Source organism: Bacillus sp. ISL-46 (genome assembly GCF_018613205.1).
Genome location: NZ_JAGGQR010000108.1, coordinates 1 through 20,802 on the forward strand (window position 1 = coordinate 1; position 20,802 = coordinate 20,802).

Annotated in this window: 16 protein-coding genes; 3 read left to right on the forward strand and 13 right to left on the reverse strand. The window is 39.1% G+C overall.

All coding sequences use genetic code 11. The features are described 5' to 3' along the window. Positions 1 to 44 precede the first annotated feature (44 nt). Positions 45 to 2,279, reverse strand: coding sequence for a SpoIID/LytB domain-containing protein (locus tag J7E67_RS30435; RefSeq protein ID WP_214733433.1), 2,235 nt, complete (start codon positions 2,277 to 2,279; stop codon positions 45 to 47). A 368-nt stretch (positions 2,280 to 2,647) separates the two neighbouring features. Here J7E67_RS30435 and J7E67_RS30440 point away from each other — a divergent pair, with 368 nt between their 5' ends. Continuing rightward, the gene (locus J7E67_RS30440; protein WP_214718257.1) at positions 2,648 to 3,073 is read left to right on the forward strand and encodes a hypothetical protein; all 426 of its coding nucleotides are present in this window, start codon (positions 2,648 to 2,650) and stop codon (positions 3,071 to 3,073) included. A 229-nt stretch (positions 3,074 to 3,302) separates the two neighbouring features. Here the strand turns inward: J7E67_RS30440 and J7E67_RS30445 are convergent, their stop codons facing one another. From J7E67_RS30445 to dapA, 7 genes are all read right to left on the reverse strand, one after another. Continuing rightward, on the reverse strand, positions 3,303 to 4,286 hold the full coding sequence (locus tag J7E67_RS30445) for a proline dehydrogenase family protein (RefSeq protein ID WP_214733434.1): 984 nt from the start codon (positions 4,284 to 4,286) through the stop codon (positions 3,303 to 3,305). 111 nt (positions 4,287 to 4,397) lie between these two features. Next, positions 4,398 to 5,084 (reverse strand): FadR/GntR family transcriptional regulator, encoded by a 687-nt coding sequence (locus J7E67_RS30450; protein WP_214733473.1) that lies wholly within the window; start codon positions 5,082 to 5,084, stop codon positions 4,398 to 4,400. A gap of 123 nt (positions 5,085 to 5,207) precedes the next feature. Next, positions 5,208 to 6,335, reverse strand: a complete 1,128-nt coding sequence (locus tag J7E67_RS30455) for a glycerate kinase (RefSeq protein ID WP_214733435.1) — start codon at positions 6,333 to 6,335, stop codon at positions 5,208 to 5,210. 155 nt (positions 6,336 to 6,490) lie between these two features. Further along, positions 6,491 to 7,843, reverse strand: a complete 1,353-nt coding sequence (gudD, locus tag J7E67_RS30460) for a glucarate dehydratase (RefSeq protein WP_214733436.1) — start codon at positions 7,841 to 7,843, stop codon at positions 6,491 to 6,493. A gap of 87 nt (positions 7,844 to 7,930) precedes the next feature. After that, on the reverse strand, positions 7,931 to 8,815 hold the full coding sequence (gene garR, locus J7E67_RS30465) for a 2-hydroxy-3-oxopropionate reductase (protein WP_214718249.1): 885 nt from the start codon (positions 8,813 to 8,815) through the stop codon (positions 7,931 to 7,933). Between the two features lie 76 nt (positions 8,816 to 8,891). After that, entirely contained in the window at positions 8,892 to 10,217 is a 1,326-nt protein-coding gene (locus tag J7E67_RS30470; protein ID WP_214733437.1) for a gluconate:H+ symporter, read from the reverse strand. A gap of 25 nt (positions 10,218 to 10,242) precedes the next feature. Continuing rightward, positions 10,243 to 11,139 (reverse strand): 4-hydroxy-tetrahydrodipicolinate synthase, encoded by an 897-nt coding sequence (dapA, locus tag J7E67_RS30475; protein WP_214718246.1) that lies wholly within the window; start codon positions 11,137 to 11,139, stop codon positions 10,243 to 10,245. A 227-nt stretch (positions 11,140 to 11,366) separates the two neighbouring features. Between dapA and J7E67_RS30480 the strand changes: the two genes are divergently transcribed. Continuing rightward, a complete protein-coding gene (locus tag J7E67_RS30480) occupies positions 11,367 to 12,416 on the forward strand; it encodes a CdaR family transcriptional regulator (RefSeq protein WP_214718243.1) in 1,050 nt (349 codons plus the stop codon). A gap of 106 nt (positions 12,417 to 12,522) precedes the next feature. Here the strand turns inward: J7E67_RS30480 and J7E67_RS30485 are convergent, their stop codons facing one another. Both J7E67_RS30485 and narI read right to left on the reverse strand, forming a co-directional pair. After that, the gene (locus J7E67_RS30485) at positions 12,523 to 13,854 is read right to left on the reverse strand and encodes a hypothetical protein (protein ID WP_214733438.1); all 1,332 of its coding nucleotides are present in this window, start codon (positions 13,852 to 13,854) and stop codon (positions 12,523 to 12,525) included. Between the two features lie 240 nt (positions 13,855 to 14,094). Further along, positions 14,095 to 14,775: a respiratory nitrate reductase subunit gamma gene (gene narI, locus J7E67_RS30490; protein WP_214733474.1), complete on the reverse strand. Its 681-nt coding sequence runs from the start codon at positions 14,773 to 14,775 to the stop codon at positions 14,095 to 14,097. 250 nt (positions 14,776 to 15,025) lie between these two features. On the opposite strand from narI, the gene J7E67_RS30495 reads away from it, so the two are divergent. Continuing rightward, complete coding sequence (locus tag J7E67_RS30495; protein ID WP_166259638.1) at positions 15,026 to 15,481, forward strand: S1 domain-containing RNA-binding protein; 456 nt, start codon at positions 15,026 to 15,028, stop codon at positions 15,479 to 15,481. Positions 15,482 to 15,622: 141 nt separating this feature from the next. Here J7E67_RS30495 and cysI read toward each other — a convergent pair whose 3' ends face one another. The 3 genes from cysI to ftsZ form a co-directional block, all read right to left on the reverse strand. Continuing rightward, a complete protein-coding gene (gene cysI / locus J7E67_RS30500; RefSeq protein ID WP_214733439.1) occupies positions 15,623 to 17,341 on the reverse strand; it encodes an assimilatory sulfite reductase (NADPH) hemoprotein subunit in 1,719 nt (572 codons plus the stop codon). Positions 17,342 to 17,368: 27 nt separating this feature from the next. Continuing rightward, positions 17,369 to 19,189 (reverse strand): assimilatory sulfite reductase (NADPH) flavoprotein subunit, encoded by a 1,821-nt coding sequence (locus J7E67_RS30505; protein ID WP_214733440.1) that lies wholly within the window; start codon positions 19,187 to 19,189, stop codon positions 17,369 to 17,371. 313 nt (positions 19,190 to 19,502) lie between these two features. Beyond that, the gene (ftsZ, locus tag J7E67_RS30510; protein WP_214718235.1) at positions 19,503 to 20,648 is read right to left on the reverse strand and encodes a cell division protein FtsZ; all 1,146 of its coding nucleotides are present in this window, start codon (positions 20,646 to 20,648) and stop codon (positions 19,503 to 19,505) included. Between the last annotated feature and the right edge of the window lie 154 nt (positions 20,649 to 20,802).

The following is a 20,802-nucleotide window of genomic DNA, read 5'->3' on the forward strand; positions in this document are numbered from 1 at the left end:
CCTTTTGTCTACAATCTGAGGCAGAGAGAAAGTCTCTGCCCTTTTTATTTTATATATTTACTTGAAACATAACCTGTTGCTTTACCAAATTTGATTTTTTTCCATGAACCTGTTGTTGAGACAATGGTTACTGATTGATTTTTCTTTAAAGTACCAATTACCTTGCTTTTGGTTGATGTTGTTGCACGTACATTAAGACGTGATACAGTTACTTTTCCCGTTTTTGGTTTGACCACTTTTTTTACAACGAAAGTAGTTGTCACGCTCGAACGGTTTTTACTTGTGTCTGTCGCTGCCATCACTACAGAGTATTTCCCATTTCCAAGGGAGGCAGTGCTGTATCCTAGGTTGATTGTACCTGCTTTTGTTATAACGTCCTTTTTCAGGTAGCTAAGGGTTTTACCAGAACTATTTTTTATATAGACGGTTACATATGCAGTTTCGTTTGTTTTAAAAGAAATACCGGCTTTATTTTTTGTGTTATCTACACTTGCCTTAACGCTGCTAAATTTGGGAGCGGTCTTGTCTTTTACAGCCACAACTTTTTTTACTTCAAAAGATGGCAACGTCGATGATCGGTTATTACTCAAATCTTCAGTAATGATCCCTGCATAGTATTTTCCGTTTGGTAAAGAATTAATGGTATATTCCTTCTTGAGGGTACCTGCATTTATTACAGCTTCTTTTGAAAGATAGGTTATAATATTACCTTTACTGTCTTTAATATAAACAGTTACCTTCGCTTTCTCATTGAAATGAAAAGAGATATAAGCTTTATTTTTCGTGTAATCTACACTGACTTTTACTTCACTTATGTTTGGAGCAATTTTGTCTGAAATCGGAGTTGCTGCCACAGTTGGTTCAGTGGTTTCAGTTGGTGCTTGCACAGCTTTGTCTGCAGGTACCTGTTCATCAGGATCTTCAGAAATTTGGCCAGCTGGGTTTGTAGGTGTTTGTACTGTCTGTTCTTCAGATGCTTGTCCAGTTGGTTCGGAAGGTACTTGTACAACCGTTGTTGGTCGCTCACTATAGTCTTTTACAATTGCTGCTCCTTTATAATAGAAGGCAAGAATCTCATTATATTTTTGACCATCAAGCGCACGGTTCTGGGAACCCCATTGACTTAAACCTACGCCATGACCGTCACCCAGTCCTTCTACGGTGATTGTTTCATCCGTCTCTGTTATGTTCGATACAAGATAGCTCTTCATGATTCGATTGCCAACCATAGCACGGATCTGTGATGCAGCAACATTTTTGTATTCGAACTTCTGCGGGATATAAGAGCCATTTGCGTTCACTTTATCTTTTGTAAAAAATTCAACCGTAATATTTCCTTTAGACACACGGCCTCCTGATGTTGGTGTGTTTAAAGATAATACAGGTACTGCCGTTATTTTAATTTCTTTTCCGGCATAGCCATGATTTGCCATCCATGCTTTAATCGTGTTTGTTATCGTTGTATCATTTTCCTTCATTTGACTCCATGACAAATTGACCGGATTGAATTGTTGTTTTTTAACAGAAAAATTCCAACCAGTTTTTGCATCAAATTCATCTTCTTTAATAACCAAGTAAGAGACAGGTGTTGAGCCCCAAACATTTGCATTCGATTCTGTTTTCCCGCCATTACTGGCAGAAAAAACCGCACTGATTAAGCGGCCATTTACCTTTAATACTTCCCCTTTTGTTTCATCTACTGCTGCTGTACTATTTGGGTGCCAAACGTAACCACCATACACTTGGTAATTGATCGTATCATCGATGGTGATCGCTTGATAGGATAATGCATACGTTCTAGCTGCAACCGCTTGTGTTTTTAAGGCTTCGCGGTTCCATTTAGCATACATTTCAGAAGGGACGACACCTTTTAAATAATCCTCTAAGAAGATTTCATTAATTGGCCGCACATACTTTGAATTTTCGAGGACAAATTGAAATGAACCTAAATAATTACGATTATTAATAGAAAGATAGTTTGTGTCGTTTAATGGTAAAAGACTTAATGTATCTGCGGTAAAAAGTGGTGTTGTTCCATCTAAAATAGTTATTTTGTTATTATCGTATTTTACGAGATAATTCTTTCCGGTAGTTAAGCGGACAGTTGATTGCTCCACGTTGTAATCGCCTGTAGGTCTTATCGTTATCTCCATTTTATTTCCAAGATAATTGACCAGTTTTACTTTAATCTTTGGTTCTATTTTTTCGGCCGATACACTTAGTATGAGCACGTTAATTAATAATATAAAGGCAAGAAAACCTGCGCCTAATTTTATCAAAATCATTCTCCGTTCTTATGAGGATGAAGTACTTATATAACGATATTACTTTATTAAACTATTAGTTTACAACATGTTATTATTGGTAAGTCGTTCTACTAAATATAAATAATTGTAGAAATAAAAAACTCACCCAATTAGGTGAAAAAATAAGTTTTCCGACATATATCTACATATCTCGAGTTGAATCAGCAAACACAATCAAAATATGTTATAATAAAAATAACCTACTGATTTTTCAGTGAGTAACACTAAGGGTAGTAGCTCCTAATCGACTCAAATAGCCATAAGTTTCTTAAAAACTGACTCATTGGAAAATCAACTTAATGACTCGGCAACAGAATTTAAAATATAGAAAGGGTGTTTATATGGAAAATTTTATTGAAACGGTTTATTTCTTAGAAAATCCTGAAAAGAATATTATTAAATTTGCAACTGGCACCCAGCTGCGCTATGAGGACGTAATAAAAGAGGTTTTTGGCGTAGCCTGTATCAATGATTTGCATATGATGATCCAATATAACAAGAGTTTTCAGACAAGCATTTGTAACAGTCATGGTATTAGTGAAAAGAAGATAACTCTTGATAAAATCCTTCGTGTCGCTTCAAAACTGGACATGCTTCGTCTTAAAAAAGAGTTGATGGACCAAAAGAATAACATCCTTTATGAAACTCCTACAGATAGTGATTTAGCCATTACTTGCCCTTTTGATGCCACCATAAAACTTCAAGAAGGTATTTTCCAATGGGATGACAGCAATTTTTCATATAATGCAGTGAAAACTGGTGCCTAATACCTTTGTTGTTAATAAAATAACTAACAAAGGCTAGGTGCCTTTTTTTTGTTTCGGGAGGTTTGGTCCTAAAAAAATCCGATGTTCTAAGGCGACTGCATACCAAAAATAAGTGGTTCCATTGTTTACGCACTTTTTTAGCAGAATTTAAACCCATACAAAAACCCCCCATCTGCTTAAAATGGGAGGTTGAAGGATTGCTTTTAGTTTATCATAGGAATTTAGGTCATTAACGACGTTTTTTCTTATCCGCCTTAGTCATTCTTCCTAATAGAAATGCCCCTGCTGCTACACCAATCACTGTGTTCGTTTTTTTATTAAAAACTTGTTTAGCGACAAGATTTAAGTTTTGCGGTCTTTCAGCTAGCCGTCTCATAAAATAACCATACCAGTCATTGCCGAAAGGAACATAGGTACAAAAATTGTAGCCTTCACTGGCAAGTTGCAGCTGCATATCTTTCCTAAACCCATAAAGCATTTGAAATTCGAATTTCTCATTCGAAATATCGTGCTTCTTAACAAATTCTTTCACATGATTAATAATTCGATGATCATGTGTGGCAATCGAAGTGAATTTACCATTTAATAGATGCCATTCGGTAATCTTGATAAAGTTTGCATCAATATCCTTCTTATCTTGATAAGCAATTTCTGCGGACTCTTTGTAGGCACCTTTAACTAGACGAATACGGAAGTTTTTATATTTTTCAAGGTATTCTTGTGCTTTGTGGAAATAAGATTGAATGACGGTTCCAACATTATTATATTCTAGCGACAGGTCGTCCAATAAATTAAATGTTGGCTCAAGATGTTTGAAGTCCTCCATATCAATATTGACAAAAATATCGTATCGATGTGCTTGATCGACGATTTCTCTTACATTATTTAGACAAAATTCATATTCAATATCTAATCCTACTTGAGTTGGTTTTAAGGAGATATGTGCATCCACTTTATTCTCCTGAATCGCGTCGATTACTTTGAGGATTTGTTCTTTCGCAGCTGTCGCCTCTTCTTCTTTAAAAACGAATTCTCCTAAGTTATCAACAGTACAAGAGATTCCTTGAGCATTAAGTTCCTTAATACTTTTAATCATTTCAGGTATATTTGTTCCAGCCACAACACTTTGTGCACCTAATTTAAGGCCGTATTTTTTAGCTGTATTATTTAAAAATTGATTTTGAGATAAGCCGATAAAAATATCTTTCAACATAGCGATTTCTCCTTGCTGTTGTTTTTACCACCATTATAGCATACGCTTTCAATAAAATTTATTTCGAGAATTTTCCAAAATAAAGTGCCTGATACCGCTTAATATTTAGTTTTATTTCAATAGTTTCTGTCGTACAGAATCAAGGTGTAGGAACATGTGATGAAATGCTTCAAAAGGGTCCCTTTTTTCCAAAGCTTCGTATATAGCAATGTGTTGTTGGAGTGTTCGATCACGCTCACGATAGGTAATTTCGCTATCGATTTTTCTAATCGTGATAATTAATGGATCGATCATTCCTTCGACAATTGGATTATCTGCACTTAAGGCAATGATTTGATGAAATTCCTTATCCGCTTCGACATAGTTATTGTCTTTGCTGTTGGCGATAATATCAATCGTCTCTTTTAATTTTGAAAGCTGTTTCTCACCTATTTTCTCTGCTGCAAGTGTCACTAATCCTAGTTCTAATGCCATCCGTGCCTCTATGATTGCTGGCAAATTATCATGGGCCAAAGCTAACATGACTGAAAATGGATGACTTCCAATTTTATTGTTAAAAAAAGTTCCTTCACGGGTTTTACGTGTTATTACACCAAGTGTATCGAGTGAACTTAAAGCCTCACGTAACACTGGCCGGCTGACATCTAGAACTTCCATTAGTTCCATTTCAGTCGGTAATTTATCACCTGGTTTCAATTGTCCACTAATTAATAAGTTAATAATACTTTCAACAACCTGCTTCGATAAGGTATTTCGATTTACGGATTCTACAATTATTTTTTTCGGAGAACCAACCATCATTTCGCTCCTTGAATTTTTTGTCTTTATTTGTAAGACTAATAATATTATACCTATATTAGGCAACAATTTATATGAAAAATAGCTGTCGAAAACTCGACAGCTACTTTTTATGGATAAATATTATATTTTTAATACCCGGCAAATATTTTCTGCTGCGAAAGCAAGATTAGCTTCACCTGATTCTAGTGCTTCATTTAAAGATGTAACACCCGTTAAAATTCCAATAATTGCGGTGAATCCATGATCATATAATGGCTCGACACCAGTTCCAATTCTACCTGCAAATGCAATGACTGGAATAGTATATTTCTGTGCGATGGTAGCAACCCCAAACGGTGTCTTCCCAAATAAAGTTTGGCCATCAATACTGCCCTCGCCAGTAAAAACATAGTCTGCACCCTTAACTCTTTCCTCAAGTCCAGTATACTCGATTACAAGTTCGACGCCCTTTTTTAAATGAGCATTTAGAAATGCCATTAACCCTGCACCTAGACCACCTGCGGCTCCTGCACCTTCCGTATGTGCGATATCCTTTCCGAGTTCTTGCTTGATTAAGTCAGCATAAAGAGCTAAATTTTGATCAAGAAGTTGGACTATTTCAGGTGTTGCACCCTTTTGCGGGCCAAAGATTGCGGATGCACCGTTTTCTCCAATTAGTGGATTCGTGACATCACAGGCTACATCAATTTTGACTTGGTTAATTCGGTCATCTAATCCACTTAAATCAATGGAATGTAATTGACCCAACGCACCTCCGCCAAAGACAAGTTCTTCTCCGTTCTTATCCTTAAATGAAACTCCAAGAGCTTGAAGCATTCCAACGCCGCCGTCATTGGTTGCACTTCCGCCAATTCCTATAAGGATACGGGTTACACCCTTGTCTAGGGCAGATTTAATTAACTGACCGGTACCGTATGTTGTTGTGATTAATGGATTGCGATCCTCTGGTTGGATTAATTCTAATCCACTCGCTGTAGCCATTTCAATAACAGCTGTTTGCCCTTCCCCTAAAAGACCAAATTCCGCAAATCTTTTCTCTCCTAAAGGTCCTAGAACTTCAGTTTTGATGATTTCTCCATTAGTCATACTAACAAGAGACTCAACTGTTCCTTCCCCACCGTCCGCCATTGGCACGATTACGCATTCCGCATCAGGGAAAACCTTTAGGATTCCTTTCTCCATAGCAAGTGCAGCATTTTTCGCTGTCATACTTTCCTTAAATGAATCAGGCGCTAACACAAACTTCATAGTAATCTGTCCTTTACATTTAAAGTAGAAAAAATTAATAAATAATTACTCAACCGTTCTATGACAAAGTATGAGTTTAATGGTTTTTTAGTTATGTCCCAACCTTGTATTAAGAGTAAAAAGTTTAGGGTGACCTTTCAGCCACCCTAATTTTTTTATCGGACTAAACAAGGACGTTTATTATCGAATTTCCAGTCAGGAATTAAGAATTGCATTCCGACTGCATCATCGCGAGAGCCTAGTCCCATGTTGTTATACATTTCATGTGCTTTCATAATTTGATCCATATCCACTTCAACGCCTAGACCTGGTTTGTTAGGAACTGTAATGTCACCGTCAACAATTTGGAATGGCTCCTTAGTTAACCGTTCTGTCCCTTCCTGCCAAATCCAGTGAGTATCTATTGCAGTAATCTCGCCAGGAGCTGCAGCGGCAACATGTGTAAACATAGCCAGTGAGATATCGAAATGATTATTTGAGTGGGAGCCCCATGTTAGTCCCCATTCATTACACATTTGCGCTACACGTACTGAACCCTGCATTGTCCAGAAATGTGGATCGGCAAGTGGAATATCTACTGATTGTAAGGAAATGGTATGGCCCATTTGACGCCAATCGGTTGAAATCATATTCGTTGCTGTTGGAAGACCCGTTTGTCTTCTAAACTCAGCCATAATTTCACGTCCAGAATAACCATTTTCAGCACCGCAAGGATCTTCAGCATAAGCAAGAATTCCATGCATATCTTTACATAGCTCAACTGCTTCTTTTAATGACCATGCTCCATTTGGATCAAGAGTGATTCTTGCATCAGGAAAACGTTCTTTTAATGCTTTGATGGCTTTCATTTCTTCCTTGCCGTCTAATACGCCGCCTTTTAGCTTAAAGTCTTTGAAGCCATAAAGCGCTTGAGATGCTTCTGCAAGACGAACAATTGTTTCCGGTGTTAACGCTTCTTCATGACGAATTCGATACCAATCTACATCAGAATCTTGATTACTATAATAAGGTAAATCAGTCTTATTACGGTCTCCAATGTAGAACAGATAACCTAGTGTTTTTACTTTATCACGCTGCTGACCTTCACCTAAAAGAGCTGCAACTGGTACATTTAAATGCTTTCCTAAAAGATCTAGTAAAGCAGCTTCGATAGCAGTTACTGCATGAATCGTGATTCTTAAATCAAAGGTTTGTAATCCACGTCCGCTAGCATCACGACCTGCAAACGTTTTTCTTACATTATTTAAGATATTATTATAGTTTCCAATCGATGATCCTAGTACAAGTGGTTTGGCATCTTCTAAAGTTTTGCGTATCCCCTCACCGCCAGGTACTTCCCCAACACCAACATTTCCATTGCTGTCCTTTAGAATGACAATATTACGTGTAAAATAAGCACCATGAGCACCACTTAAGTTTAAAAGCATACTATCTCGGCCTGCCACAGAGTAAACGGACATTTCTGTGACAACTGGAGTAACATTAACTTGGGTCTGAACTTTATTCATATGGAAGTCTCCAATCTAATTTTTAGTAGATTTTATTGGTAAAGGAAGTGGTATTAATTGAAACACTTCCCTTACCCTAAATAAGAACTAGCGACTTACTTCTACGTTTGCTAACTTTTCATAGAACTTCACAAGACTGCTGTGATCCTCGAACTCATGTCCATCGACTTTAAGTGCATACATCATTTCAAGGACAGATGATGTTAATGGAAGTGGTACCCCAAACTCATGTGAAGTTTCAAGCGCATTTGTAAGGTCTTTAATATGAAGGTTAATTCTAAAACCAGGATCAAAATTACGATCTAGCATCATTGGACCCTTTGCTTCAAGAACAGTACTACCAGCTAATCCGCCGCGGATTGCTTCAAATACTGCTGCTGGTTCAACACCTGCTTTTTGAGATAAAACAAACGCTTCGGAAACAGCTGCGATGTTTAGAGCAACAATTACTTGGTTGGCAAGCTTTGTGATATTTCCAGCACCAATCTCGCCCACTAACACAACGGAACCAGCCATTGCATTTAAAACTTCTTTACATTTTTCAAACACTTCTACTTTCCCGCCAACCATGACAGACATCGTACCATCAATAGCTTTTGGTTCTCCTCCGCTAACTGGTGCATCTAGCATATCAACTCCCTTTTCAGCTAATCTCTGATACACTTCACGGGAAACACCTGGTGAAATAGAACTCATGTCAATATATACTAATCCTTCATGAGCACCTTCTATTAATCCGTTTTCTCCCAAGGCTACTGCTTTTACATTCGGAGAGTTTGGCAGCATTGTAATAACGATATCAGATTTTTCTGCGATTTCTTTAGGAGTAGAACCGAGTTCAGCACCTAATAATTCTAATTCATTAACAGCCTCTTTATTAAAATCACTTACAATTAATTGATATCCTGCTTTGATTAAATTTTTACTCATCGGTTTACCCATAATTCCGAGTCCAATAAATCCAATTTTCATTTTTTATTCCTCCTGAAGTATGATCTAAGAAGAAGTAAAAATGTCTTTTTTACTCCCAGCTTAGTCTTTATTTTTTTTAGCCTACAAACATATTTAGGATTAATACCCCTGCTAAACCAAGGATTGCGAGTGCTGTTGTATAAGTGGTTCTTGTTTTAATCGCTTCACCTACTGATAAGTTGAGATATTCTTTATACATCCAGAACCCAGGGTCAGTAACGTGTGAGAATGCGACACTACCACATGTAACGGCAAGAGTCATTAATTCCATACTAACACCAGAAGATTGTGCGATTGGCAGAACCACACCAGCTGCAGTCATTACAGCTACAGTTGCTGAACCAAGGGCAATACGTAACAATGCTGCAATTAACCAAGCAAGGATGATAGGTGAAATATCCCATCCGCCCGTTAAATCTTTGATATAATCAGCAATGCCGCTATCAACTAGTACTTGTTTAAACGCACCGCCTGCACCGATTACAAGAATGATCATTGCCATCGGTTTTACACTATTTGCACATGATTGCATGACATCTTTTAATGAACGGCCTACTCTAGTGCCAAGAAGATAGAATGAAAGTAAAAGTGAAATCATTAAGGCGATTGTAGCAGAACCAAAGAATTCCATGATATGCCTAAAGCTATTTCCTTCTGGTAGTGCTACTTCACATACTGCAGATATTCCCATTAAGACAACAGGGATAAGGGCAGAAGTAATACTTGCCATGTAGCTTGGCATTTCTTCATCTTTAAAAATTTTCGAACTTCCAAGTCCTTCTGGAATGCTTGGATTCATCTTTTTAATGAATGGCAATCTTGGCCAAGTTAATGCGATAAAAGCACCAACAGGAATGGCAATGATGAGTCCGTATAATAATGTTAAGCCCATGCTTGATCCGAAAACCCCTACTACTGCAGCTGGTCCTGGATGCGGCGGTAGAAAACTATGTGTTGTGGATAATCCAACTGCTGTTGGAATTGCTACCCAAAGTAAATTTAATTTTGTTTGACGAGCAACGGTGAAAACTAGAGGAATCAATAATACAAATGCGACTTCAAAGAACATTGTAATTCCAAGGATATAAGCAGCAATCAACATGGCGATTTGTACTCGTTTAACACCCATCTTGTCAATTAAAGTGTTGGCAATTCGTTGAGCAGCTCCGGCATCTGCCATTACTGTTCCTAACATGGCTCCAAAACCTAGAATTAACAGCAGGTCATCGAGTTGTCCACCAATTCCTCCATAAATGGATTCCATCAACTTTTCTATTGGCATACCTTGGAGAAAACCTACAAATAAAGCAGCAATGATTAAGGCAATAAATCCATTCATTTTAAGTGGAATCATCAAAATAAGTATGAGGGCAACTGCTAATGCAACATATACTAATGGCATAGTGGTTACTTCCTTCCGCTAGGAATTAATGTGTTTGATTTAATTCTAGATCTTTCAGTACATTTGCTAATAATCGCTTACTTTCAGGACTCATCTCTCCTGCTGGTGCTAATGCATAACCTACATCAATGCCGACCATTTTCAATCCTTCTTTTAAGACAACTGGGAAGGTCGCTTTATCGACACAGAGTCGTAATGGTGAGAGCTTTAATTGCAATTCTAGTGATTTTTGATGATCGCCTGACACAAAAGTATTGTAAATCTCTGAAACTAATTTTGGAGCGATGTTCCCTGTACTTGCAATGGCACCAGTTCCCCCGTGACAGAGCCCTGAGTAAATGAGGGTGTCACGACCTGCTAGAACAGAAAAGGTTTCACGATCAGTAACTCGAAGATACTCAGCCATTTTGGTCATGTCCCCGCTGCTATCTTTAATTCCGATAATGTTGTCCACCTTGCTTAATTCCTCGCAAGTCTTGACATCGATTTTCACTTGGGTTCGTGCTTCATTTCCATACAGGATAATTGGTAGATCTGTCGATTTTGCAATCGCTTTAAAATGGTCCATTAATTCACCTTGGTTCGGCGTTAAGAAATAAGGAGTAAGGACAGATAATGCTGACACGCCCCCGATTTCCTGAACCATCTGTGCGGTTTGGATACAGTCTCGAGTGGTAATTTCACTTGCACCACAATAAATAGGGACTCTACCTGCTGTGTGTTCAACTGTAACTTCAACAACACGGCGTTTTTGCTCATTCGTTAATCCATAAATTTCACCGCTGCTTCCTAAAATAAACAGCCCATGGACACCACCTGAAATGGTGTAGTCAATTAATTTTCTGAGTGCATCCTCCATTAATTTCCCACTTTTGTCCAACGGTGTTACTAACGCAGGAATGACTCCTTTTGGTTTAAACATTGTTAATCCTCCTAATCTTCCTTTTCTATGTGGCTATTTTGTTACAATAAATCATAAAAATTTTTAGTTCCTACTAAATTTCTAGTAACCGTTTACATTTCTTATTGTATAATTGTCTTACAAATAAATCATCATTCAAATTACTGATATTTTTACTATTTTTTTGTGCAATCAACCAATTTATATTAATCGTGTATTTTAGTGCTTAATAGTATCGGAGGTAACAAATGAAAATTAACAAAGTTCTAGCTCAAGAGATTGCTAACAAAGTAATGAAGGTCCTCCCCTATAATGTAAATATTATGGATGAAATTGGATTAATTATTGGCAGCGGCGACCAGGACCGAATCGGTACCTATCATCAAGGGGCGATAGCAGCCATCGAGAAAGGCACCATTGTTTCCATTTACAATTCAGATGCTGGAGCAAAGCCAGGAGTGAACATCCCCATCCATTTTAGAAATAAAATTATCGGTGTGATTGGTATTAGCGGCGATCCAAATATTGTTGAGCCTTTTGCTGAATTAGTTCGAGTAACAGCTGAACTATTAATCAACCAAGAGTTTTTATATAAAGAACGTAGAATTAAGGAACAAATGAAGGAAGAATTTTTGTATCACTGGATTTTTCGGAACGAAGAATATGATGAATCATTTATTCATAGCGGTGAAGCCGTTGGGATTAAACTTGAGCTTGAAAGAAAAGCTGTAATAGTTAAAGGAAACAGCATGAAAGAGCCGTTCTTATTAGAACAGGAATACAGCTTCCGGCTTAGTCAAAATACGCTTTTGTTCATTGTCCCAATCGACAGTGATATTTTGAGAAGATTAGAGGATTTTATTTCGAAAGATAACACCAAAATAGGAATTGGTACAAATCACTCTCACATTGGTAAATCAGTACACGAAGCCAAAAGAGCTTTAGAAATTGCTGAAAAACTAGGACTGACTGAATACCACTGTTATTATCATAATTTGAAATTTATCGACTACTTAGCAAATAAAGCGATTGAGTTTGAAGAAATCAGTGGATTCTTTCAGGACCTTGAAGCAAGTCCCAAAGGAACTGAGCTGATTGAGACCTTAATTAGCTTTATTGAAAATAGTGGTGATATGAATGCGATCTCATCGGAACTTCATATTCACCGGAACAGCTTAGCTTATCGACTGCAGAAAATCGAACAATTAACAAACAAAAACCCCAAAAATTTTATTGACTTATTCCAACTCTTCACAGGATATGTCCTTTATAAAATGAAATATTCAATCATCGACTAAAAAGCGCAAGCGCCCATTTAGCGGCGTATGGACTGGAGCGCTTCACCCAATATAAAAACAGCCTTCACACATTGATGATGTGTGAAGGCTGTTTTTATAAAGCATCTTATCCAATAACGGAGATAATGGCAATTCCAATGAGTGCAACGAGCGTTAGATGAAGTCCATTGGAACGGAGTCCCACCTGAAACCCAGAAATACCAGCAAACCGGCTCACCATTAAATTCAGACCTGAGAATGGGCTAAATGCTGTTGATATAGACCATGTCAGCAAAAGAAGCATCGCCAGGCCTATGTTACTCATTCCGAGCTCGGCCGGATTCAATTGCATTGCTAATGCACCTACTGCAGCAATTTGGTGGATTCCAATATAGGTAATGCAAAGAACAATTACCATGACAGCTAGTGCAAATAAGAGGAAGGATTGATGAGCTAGATCCGAAAGGAAGAGACTGATTCCATTAGCGACACTAGTCCCTTTCATCGCAAAAGCTAACATTCCTGCACTCATAAAAAGCATGATTTCATTGTTCATCATCGGTACCGTCCGGTCACGAAAGTCAACCAATGGAGGAATAATTTGTTTCTTATCTGCTAATAGAATCCCAAATAAAAGAGGGACAACAATTGAAACAAGACAAACAATCACGATCATCGACCAATGGGATAATGACTCGATTAATAAGCATGAACCCATTAGCAAGACCACGAAAAATACTAACTTCATTAATTGATTGCGGTGTGCATTTAATATAGGTACCATTGCTGACAACTCTTCTTTAACAGGGTGATGCTTCACCCAGATTGCAAACAAAATATTCCCGATCAATAAGGATAGTATGGATAAACCGATCCCATACAAAATATACTCTTTGAATGAAACATTCATGTAATGAAGCACAAGAGATACAGACGCAAAATAAGGTGACCACAACACCGCCGTTGAGAAGCCGACAAGATAACTTTTCGCTGACACCTCGGAAGGAAGCTTGAGTTCCTCCAAAAATTCATTAATGATTCTGACTGAGCCTAAACTTAAGATTGGGCTTAATAAAAAAAGCGTTCCAGTTATTCCAGCATACAACTTTTTCGGGTGATGTAATAAATTGCGTAATAGTATCGCAATCGATTCAAAGTAACCCCCGAGCCTTAATGGAATCGACAGAAGCGGTGCCAGAGTAATTAGGCTTAGCAATGGAAGAATTAAGAATATCCCATCACTGATTTCTTCAGCCCCAGTCCCTTTTCTCCATTCAATCATCACTCCAGCCGTCATCATAACAATACCGAGCCAGCGAGGAAAACGGTCTGCTTTTAGAGCACTCCCCAAGAAAGCAAGTAAAGATAGGACCACCACTACATATTGAAGCCAATGCAGTTCCACAAAATATTGAATCAAATATAATGCGCACATCCCCAGAATTAGATAACTTCGCATAAGACAACCTCTCCCTGGTGTAAAAGTGAAAAAGAGGAAACCCCCATTCGCTCATCTATCATCATGTATTTTTTTGTTTTTATCGTAATCCTATCAAAACCTTAATACAATCATATTTTTCATCCAAACTCAAAAATCATGCCAATAAGCACTCAAAATTCCTGATTTAGACAAAAAAAAACAGCCAAAAAAATCAATGGCTGTTTTTTCTGTAGGTTCCTTATGGTGTCAGGCACTAATTCAGCTCTTATCATACCCATCACGTGAACGGTATTGCTGTGGAGCTCGTGTTGGATAACGTGCTGGAAAACTAAACATATCAACTAGCTGGGTAAACGGTATGGATGCAAATAAAAAGAATGACAAAATTACATGGACCTTAAAGAGGGTTGGTATCCCTAACATGAGCTCAGAAAGCGGCTGGAAAGTGAATATACTCCTAAACCACGGACCAATCGTTAATCGATACTCATAGGCTACCACTGTATAACTATAAATGAGGGTCATATAGGTGCCAAGGGCTGCAATTATGAGTAACAGAACAATCGTGAAATAATCTCCAAAGGTCGTATGTACGCGTACCTTCGGAAACGACAACTTCCGAATGATCATCACCACCAAGCCAATGACAACCATTAGTCCTGCGACCCCACCGCCTGCAATTGCACCAATATGGTACAGATGTTCACCAACGCCTAGTGCTTCATAGACCCCGATTGGAATCAAGACGCCCATTACATGTCCAATAAAGGCAAAAATAATCCCGTAATGGAAAAGGACGGAACCGAATCGCAACCACTTTTTTTCAAAAATTTTTGTTGACGGGGCATACCAGCTTTTCCCTCGAAAAATAAAGCGATAAAATGTCCCAACGATGAGAATGACACCGCATACAGCCTCATTAAGTGCTGCTTCTTGGATCGACGAATGTGCATCCGGTTTTCTTAAACTTGGTCCTGACAAAGTCACTTCACTCCTTTATTGTCGAATGATATCATTTAACTAAAAATGGAAATCATTATAATCTTTTCCACATAACACATCAATAAACTTTAGAAATTGAGGGTTATATAAAAAAAGATGTCAGGCACTTGATGAAAGAATTGATATTATACCCATCTATTTGTTATAATGAGGTGGTTGTAACATTATTGAGGAGGAACATTTTTTTATGTCAATCGAGGTAGGTACTAAGGTACAAGGTAAAGTAACAGGCATCACTAGTTTTGGGGCATTCGTAGAATTGCCTGGTGGCACAACAGGGTTAGTCCATATCAGTGAGGTAGCGGACAGCTATGTTAAAGACGTTAATGACCATCTTAAAGTTGGCGACCTAATTGAAGTAAAAGTAATTAGTGAGAAGGACGGAAAGACTGCCTTGTCCATCAAAAAAGCTATAGATAAGCCCGAAGGACAAACCTCGTCTTATTCCCAACGTCCACCACGTCAGGGAAGAGTAGATAGCCGTTCTAAAGATTTCCGTTCAAAAGGCGGCAGCAATTTTAAACCTAAAGAAAATTTTGAAGACAAAATGGCTAAATTTTTAAAGGCTAGTGAAGAGAACTTATCCACCTTAAAACGCAGCACTGAAACAAAACGGGGCGGCAGAGGCGGAAGACGCGGATAATTGTATCGTTTTTAATACATCATTATATAGCGAAAGGCAAACATGTATTTAGACATGTTTGCCTTTTTTATTTGCACATAAAAATTCCATTTGAGTTAAACGACAAAAAAGACAGGGATTTTCATTCCCTGTCTCTTTTGATTAATTGTGAAAATTGGTACCGTCAGTTGTAGCTTCGATCACACCGGCTCGAATGACAAAATCACCAAAGTGTTCGCCATCTTGCCGTTCTTTTGCATAGCGAGGGAGCAGCACTTGCAGTTCGTTTAAAATATCTTCTTCTCCAATGTTTTCACGGTACATTTTGCTTAGACGGCTGCCGTCATGGGCGGCACCAAGATACATATTGTATTTGCCTGGTGCTTTCCCGATAAAGCCAATTTCCCCAAGGGCATGACGAGCACAGCCATTCGGACAACCGGTCATACGGATGGTAATCTCTTTGTCGCTCAGACCGTTTTCTTCGACAATGGTTTCGATTTTACTGATTAAAGATGGTAAATACCGCTCTGCCTCCGCCATCGCCAAACCGCAGGTTGGAAGTGCAACGCATACCATTGAACTGCGGCGCAGCGCTGAAGCATGCTTGCCATCTGTTAAACCATATTGTTCAATCAAATCATCAATTTTTTTCTTTTTCTGGGTTGATACATTGGTTATAATTACGTTTTGATTTCCTGTTAAGTGGAAATCACCGGTATGAATTTTAGCGATTTCACGCAAGCCTGTCTTCAACTTGTAATCATCAAAGTCTGCGACACGGCCGCCTTCAATAAACAGTGTTAAATGCCATTTCCCATTTACGCCCTTTACCCAGCCATAGCGGTCACCATTATGGTCAAAATGGTAAGGCTTTGCTTCATCTAATGTCCAACCAAGTCGATGTTCCAATTCAGCCTTAACGGTTTCAAGGCCAAGTCTGTCTACAGTGTACTTGAAACGAGCATTTTTGCGGACAGAACGGTTACCGTAGTCCCGTTGAATCGTAATCGTTTTTTCAGCTATATCATACAATTGATCAGGTTTACAGAAGCCAATGACTTTAGCAAGCTGTGGATAGGTTGCTTTGTCGCCGTGCGACATCCCCATTCCGCCGCCAATCGCTACGTTGAAACCGATAAGCTTATCATCTTCAACAATCGCAATAAATCCAAGATCCTGTGAAAAGACATCAATATCATTGCCAGGCGGAACAGCAATTCCAATTTTGAACTTCCGTGGCAAGTAAAGCGGTCCGTACATTGGTTCAACTTCGTCGATTTCCGGTGTTCCGGCTACTTTTTCTTCATCCAGCCATATTTCGTGGTACGCTCTTGTTCGCGGTAATAAATCATTGCTCAATTTTTTTGACCATTCATATACTTCTGCGTGAAGCTCCGATTGGTATGGATTAGAAGTACACATGACATTTCTGTTCACGTCTCCGCAAGCTGCAATCGTATCCATCAGCGCGTTATGAATCCCCTGAATGGTACTCTTCATATTCCATTTTAAAATCCCATGCATTTGGAATGTTTCACGAGTAGTCAGTTTTAATGTGCCATTCCCATATTTATCTGCAAGCTCATCCATAACAAGCCATTGATCCGGTGAGGCAACCCCGCCAGGCAAACGGACACGCAGCATGAATTGGTAGGCAGGTTCTAACTTCTGTTTTTGACGTTCATTGCGGAGGTCCCGGTCATCCTGCAAGTAACTACCGTGATGTTTCATCAGACGGTTATCATCATCCGGTATACCGGCGCTAATCCGATCGAGCATTACTTCTTTTAGAGTTCCGCGCAAATAATTACTTCTTTCTTTAATACCTTCTACATCACTTGGCGGGCCATCCGGCGCCTTTAATATTTGATTTACCATGTTGTTAAAACTCCTTTCCATCCCAAATCAGTATACATCACGCTGATAACGTTTTTGCTGCTGCATCTCGGCTAAATATTCTTCAGCATTTTCCCGGCTCAAGCCGCCTTCTTTTTCAATAATCTCAAGTAAAGTGTTATGAACATCATGTGCCATGTGTTTTTCGTCACCGCAGATATAGAGGTGAGCACCTTTTTGAAGCCACTCAAATACCTCTTGACTATGTTCTAACATGCGGTGCTGCACATATACTTTTTGATCCGTGTCTCGTGAAAATGCAACATCCATTTTCGTCAGCACGCCATTTTCCAGCCACTTTTGCCATTCTGTTTGATAAAGAAAATCCGTCACGAAATGCTGGTCTCCAAAGAACATCCAAGATTTACCTGTTGCTCCGGTTTCTTCACGTTCTTGCATAAAGGAACGAAACGGTGCTGCGCCTGTCCCCGGACCTACCATGATAATTGGGGCATCTGGGTTCTTTGGCAGCTTAAAGTTTTCGTTATGTTGAATATACACTGGCACTGTTTCGCCTGGCTGCAGACGTTCCGCAGCTAGAATGGAACATACACCCTTTCGCTCACGTCCATGTGCCTCATAGCGGACCGCACCGATCGTCAAATGGACTTCATCAGGATTTGCAGATAAACTGCTCGCGATTGAATATAGACGGGACGGCATCTTTCGAAGGATTGAGACAAACTCTTGAGCTGAGCCAATCCATGGTGTAAAGTCCCGAACCAAATCAAGCAAATCGCGTCCATCAATGTACGTTTTTAATTGATCTTCATTCCCTGCTGATAGAAGTTCCTGTATTTTCTTATTGGCAGAAAGTGATGCTGCCTTCTCAAGAAGCGGTTTGGTTAATGTTGTTATTTCAAAGTGTGAAAGGAGCGCGTCGTTAAGTGAAAGCACCTCACCCTTTTTATTGACTGTCACCTTCTGTTCCGGATCCCAGTTCATTTCGTCTAGCAGTAATTTAACAAGGGCGGGATCATTTTCCGGATAAATACCAAGACTATCCCCTGGTTCAAAGGTAAGTCCAGAACCTTCGAGTGATAACTCGAGGTGACGTGTTTCTTTATTCGAGCCGCGGCCGTTCAAATTTATATTTTCAAGTACTTCTGCTTTAAACGGATTGGTTCTTGAATACGTTGATTCAACTAGTTGTGATGCTAATTCTTGTTCAGGAATTGGACTGACGCCCACGGCTTCATTTAGGCTGATAAGGACACCTGCCAGCCATTCAGCTGCTGGCTCATCATAATCAAGGTCACAGTCAAAGCGGGGATATAGCCTTGTTCCTCCAAGTTCCCCCAGCCGGGCATCAAAGTCTTTTCCCGTTTGACAGAAAAACTCATATGAGCTGTCTCCAAGCGCCAATACGGCGAAGCGGAGATTATCAAGCTTCGGAGCCCGCTTTCCTATTAGAAATTCATGAAATGACAGCGCGTTATCAGGGGGCGTGCCTTCTCCATGAGTACTTGTGACAATCAGCAGGTTTTGGATCTTCTTTAAATTGTTTGGTTTAAAATCGCTCATTGACTGAATCGTTACTTGAAAGCCTTCTCCCTCAAGCTTTTTGCCCGCCTTCTTAGCAAGGCCCTGAGCGTTACCTGTTTGTGAACCAAAAAGGATGGTCACATCTTTTGAAATAGTTGGGGCGGTGTTCCCTGCAGGACCATCTGCCACCTGAATATTTCCTGAAACCGGAACCGAAGCAAATTGGGCTGCTGCCAAAAAACCGCTCAGCCAGACTTTTTGTGATTCTGTCAAGGTAGGCAGAATGCGGTTGAGGAGCTCTGCCTGCTCCTGATTAAAAGGACTGTTTAATACTTGAAGTTGCACCAAAATCCACCTCACAAAGGATTATTAACTTACAGTGATCATTTATTTATCATGACTAGTTTCAACAATCTTACAATACATACTTTTCAGTCAAAAAATGATTAATATAATAATAGTTTTACTATTCCTATAAGTCAAGTCGGTTTTAACGATTTAAACGATTAAAATCAGATTATTTCTTATTTTTATTAAAATATTTTATTGAATATTGCCATATTTATAACAATGGCGCAAGGTAGGAGTCCACAGGGACATCATCTAATTTAGGCTGTTGTCCTATGCACACTACTCATTGCGCCGGATGAAGGAAATACTATCGATTCCTTTTGTTTCGGTTACGCAAAAACGTCGGAATGTCGAGCGAATCCTCTGATTCCTGCCCATATTGATCGTTACCATGAATTGGTTCTTCATGTCTCACTTGCTCACGTCGGGTTGGGGCATTTATTTTTGATTTTGATTGACCTTCCATTTGTGAATGGGTGGATGGTTTGGTTCGTGCCTGTTTATCAACAAAACCAGTTGCAATCACCGTGATCATAATTTCATTTTTAAAATTTTCATTAATAATTGAACCAAAAATCATATTTAGTTCCTTATCTGCTGCAGAAGCCACAAGGTCGGCTGCCTCTTGCACCTCATAAAGACTTAAATCTTTACCACCTGTGATGTTCATGAGTATCCCTTGAGCTCCGTCAATCGATGTTTCTAATAATGGACTAGAAATAGCTTTTTTTGCTGCTTCAACCGCGCGTCCATCCCCTTTTGCAACCCCTATGCCCATTAAGGCTGTCCCTTGATTACTCATGATTGTCTTAACATCTGCAAAATCCAGATTAATTAAACCTGGGACAGCAATTAAATCCGAAATACCTTGAACCCCCTGGCGAAGGACATTATCCGCCTCCCGGAACGCTTCAATCATCGGTGTTCTTTTGTCAACAATTTGCAATAATCGATCGTTAGGAACAATAATTAAGGTGTCAACCGCTTCCCTCATTAATTCAATACCGTTTGCTGCATTTTGCGCACGTTTACGTCCCTCAAATCCAAACGGACGAGTAACGACACCGATAGTCAATGCACCAAGTTCGCGTGAAATTTCAGCAATCGCTGGAGCAGCACCGGTTCCCGTACCACCACCCATTCCAGCGGTAACGAACACCATGTCTGCTCCTTTTAATACATCTTCCAACTGCCTTCTGCTTTCTTCAACTGCTTTCCTGCCTACTTCTGGATTAGCACCTGCCCCTAATCCTCTTGTCAATTGTGCACCAATTTGCATTTTTATCTCAGCTTTTGATAGGTTAAGAGCTTGTGCATCAGTATTCACTGCAATAAATTCGACCCCTTGAACTCCACCTTCAATCATACGATTGACAGCATTATTCCCTCCGCCGCCAACACCAATTACTTTAATTCTTGCAACTTGATCTATATTCATGTCAAAATCCCACATATTCTTCCTCCTCATCATGCGTTTATTAATTGCCTCACTATTCAAAAAAATGATCGTAGACTTATGATCTAATTGAAGATTTTAATGACCTAGTAGTAGAGATTGTTGAATGATTAACTTTACAACTAATCTTTTTGAGTATGTATAATTTTTG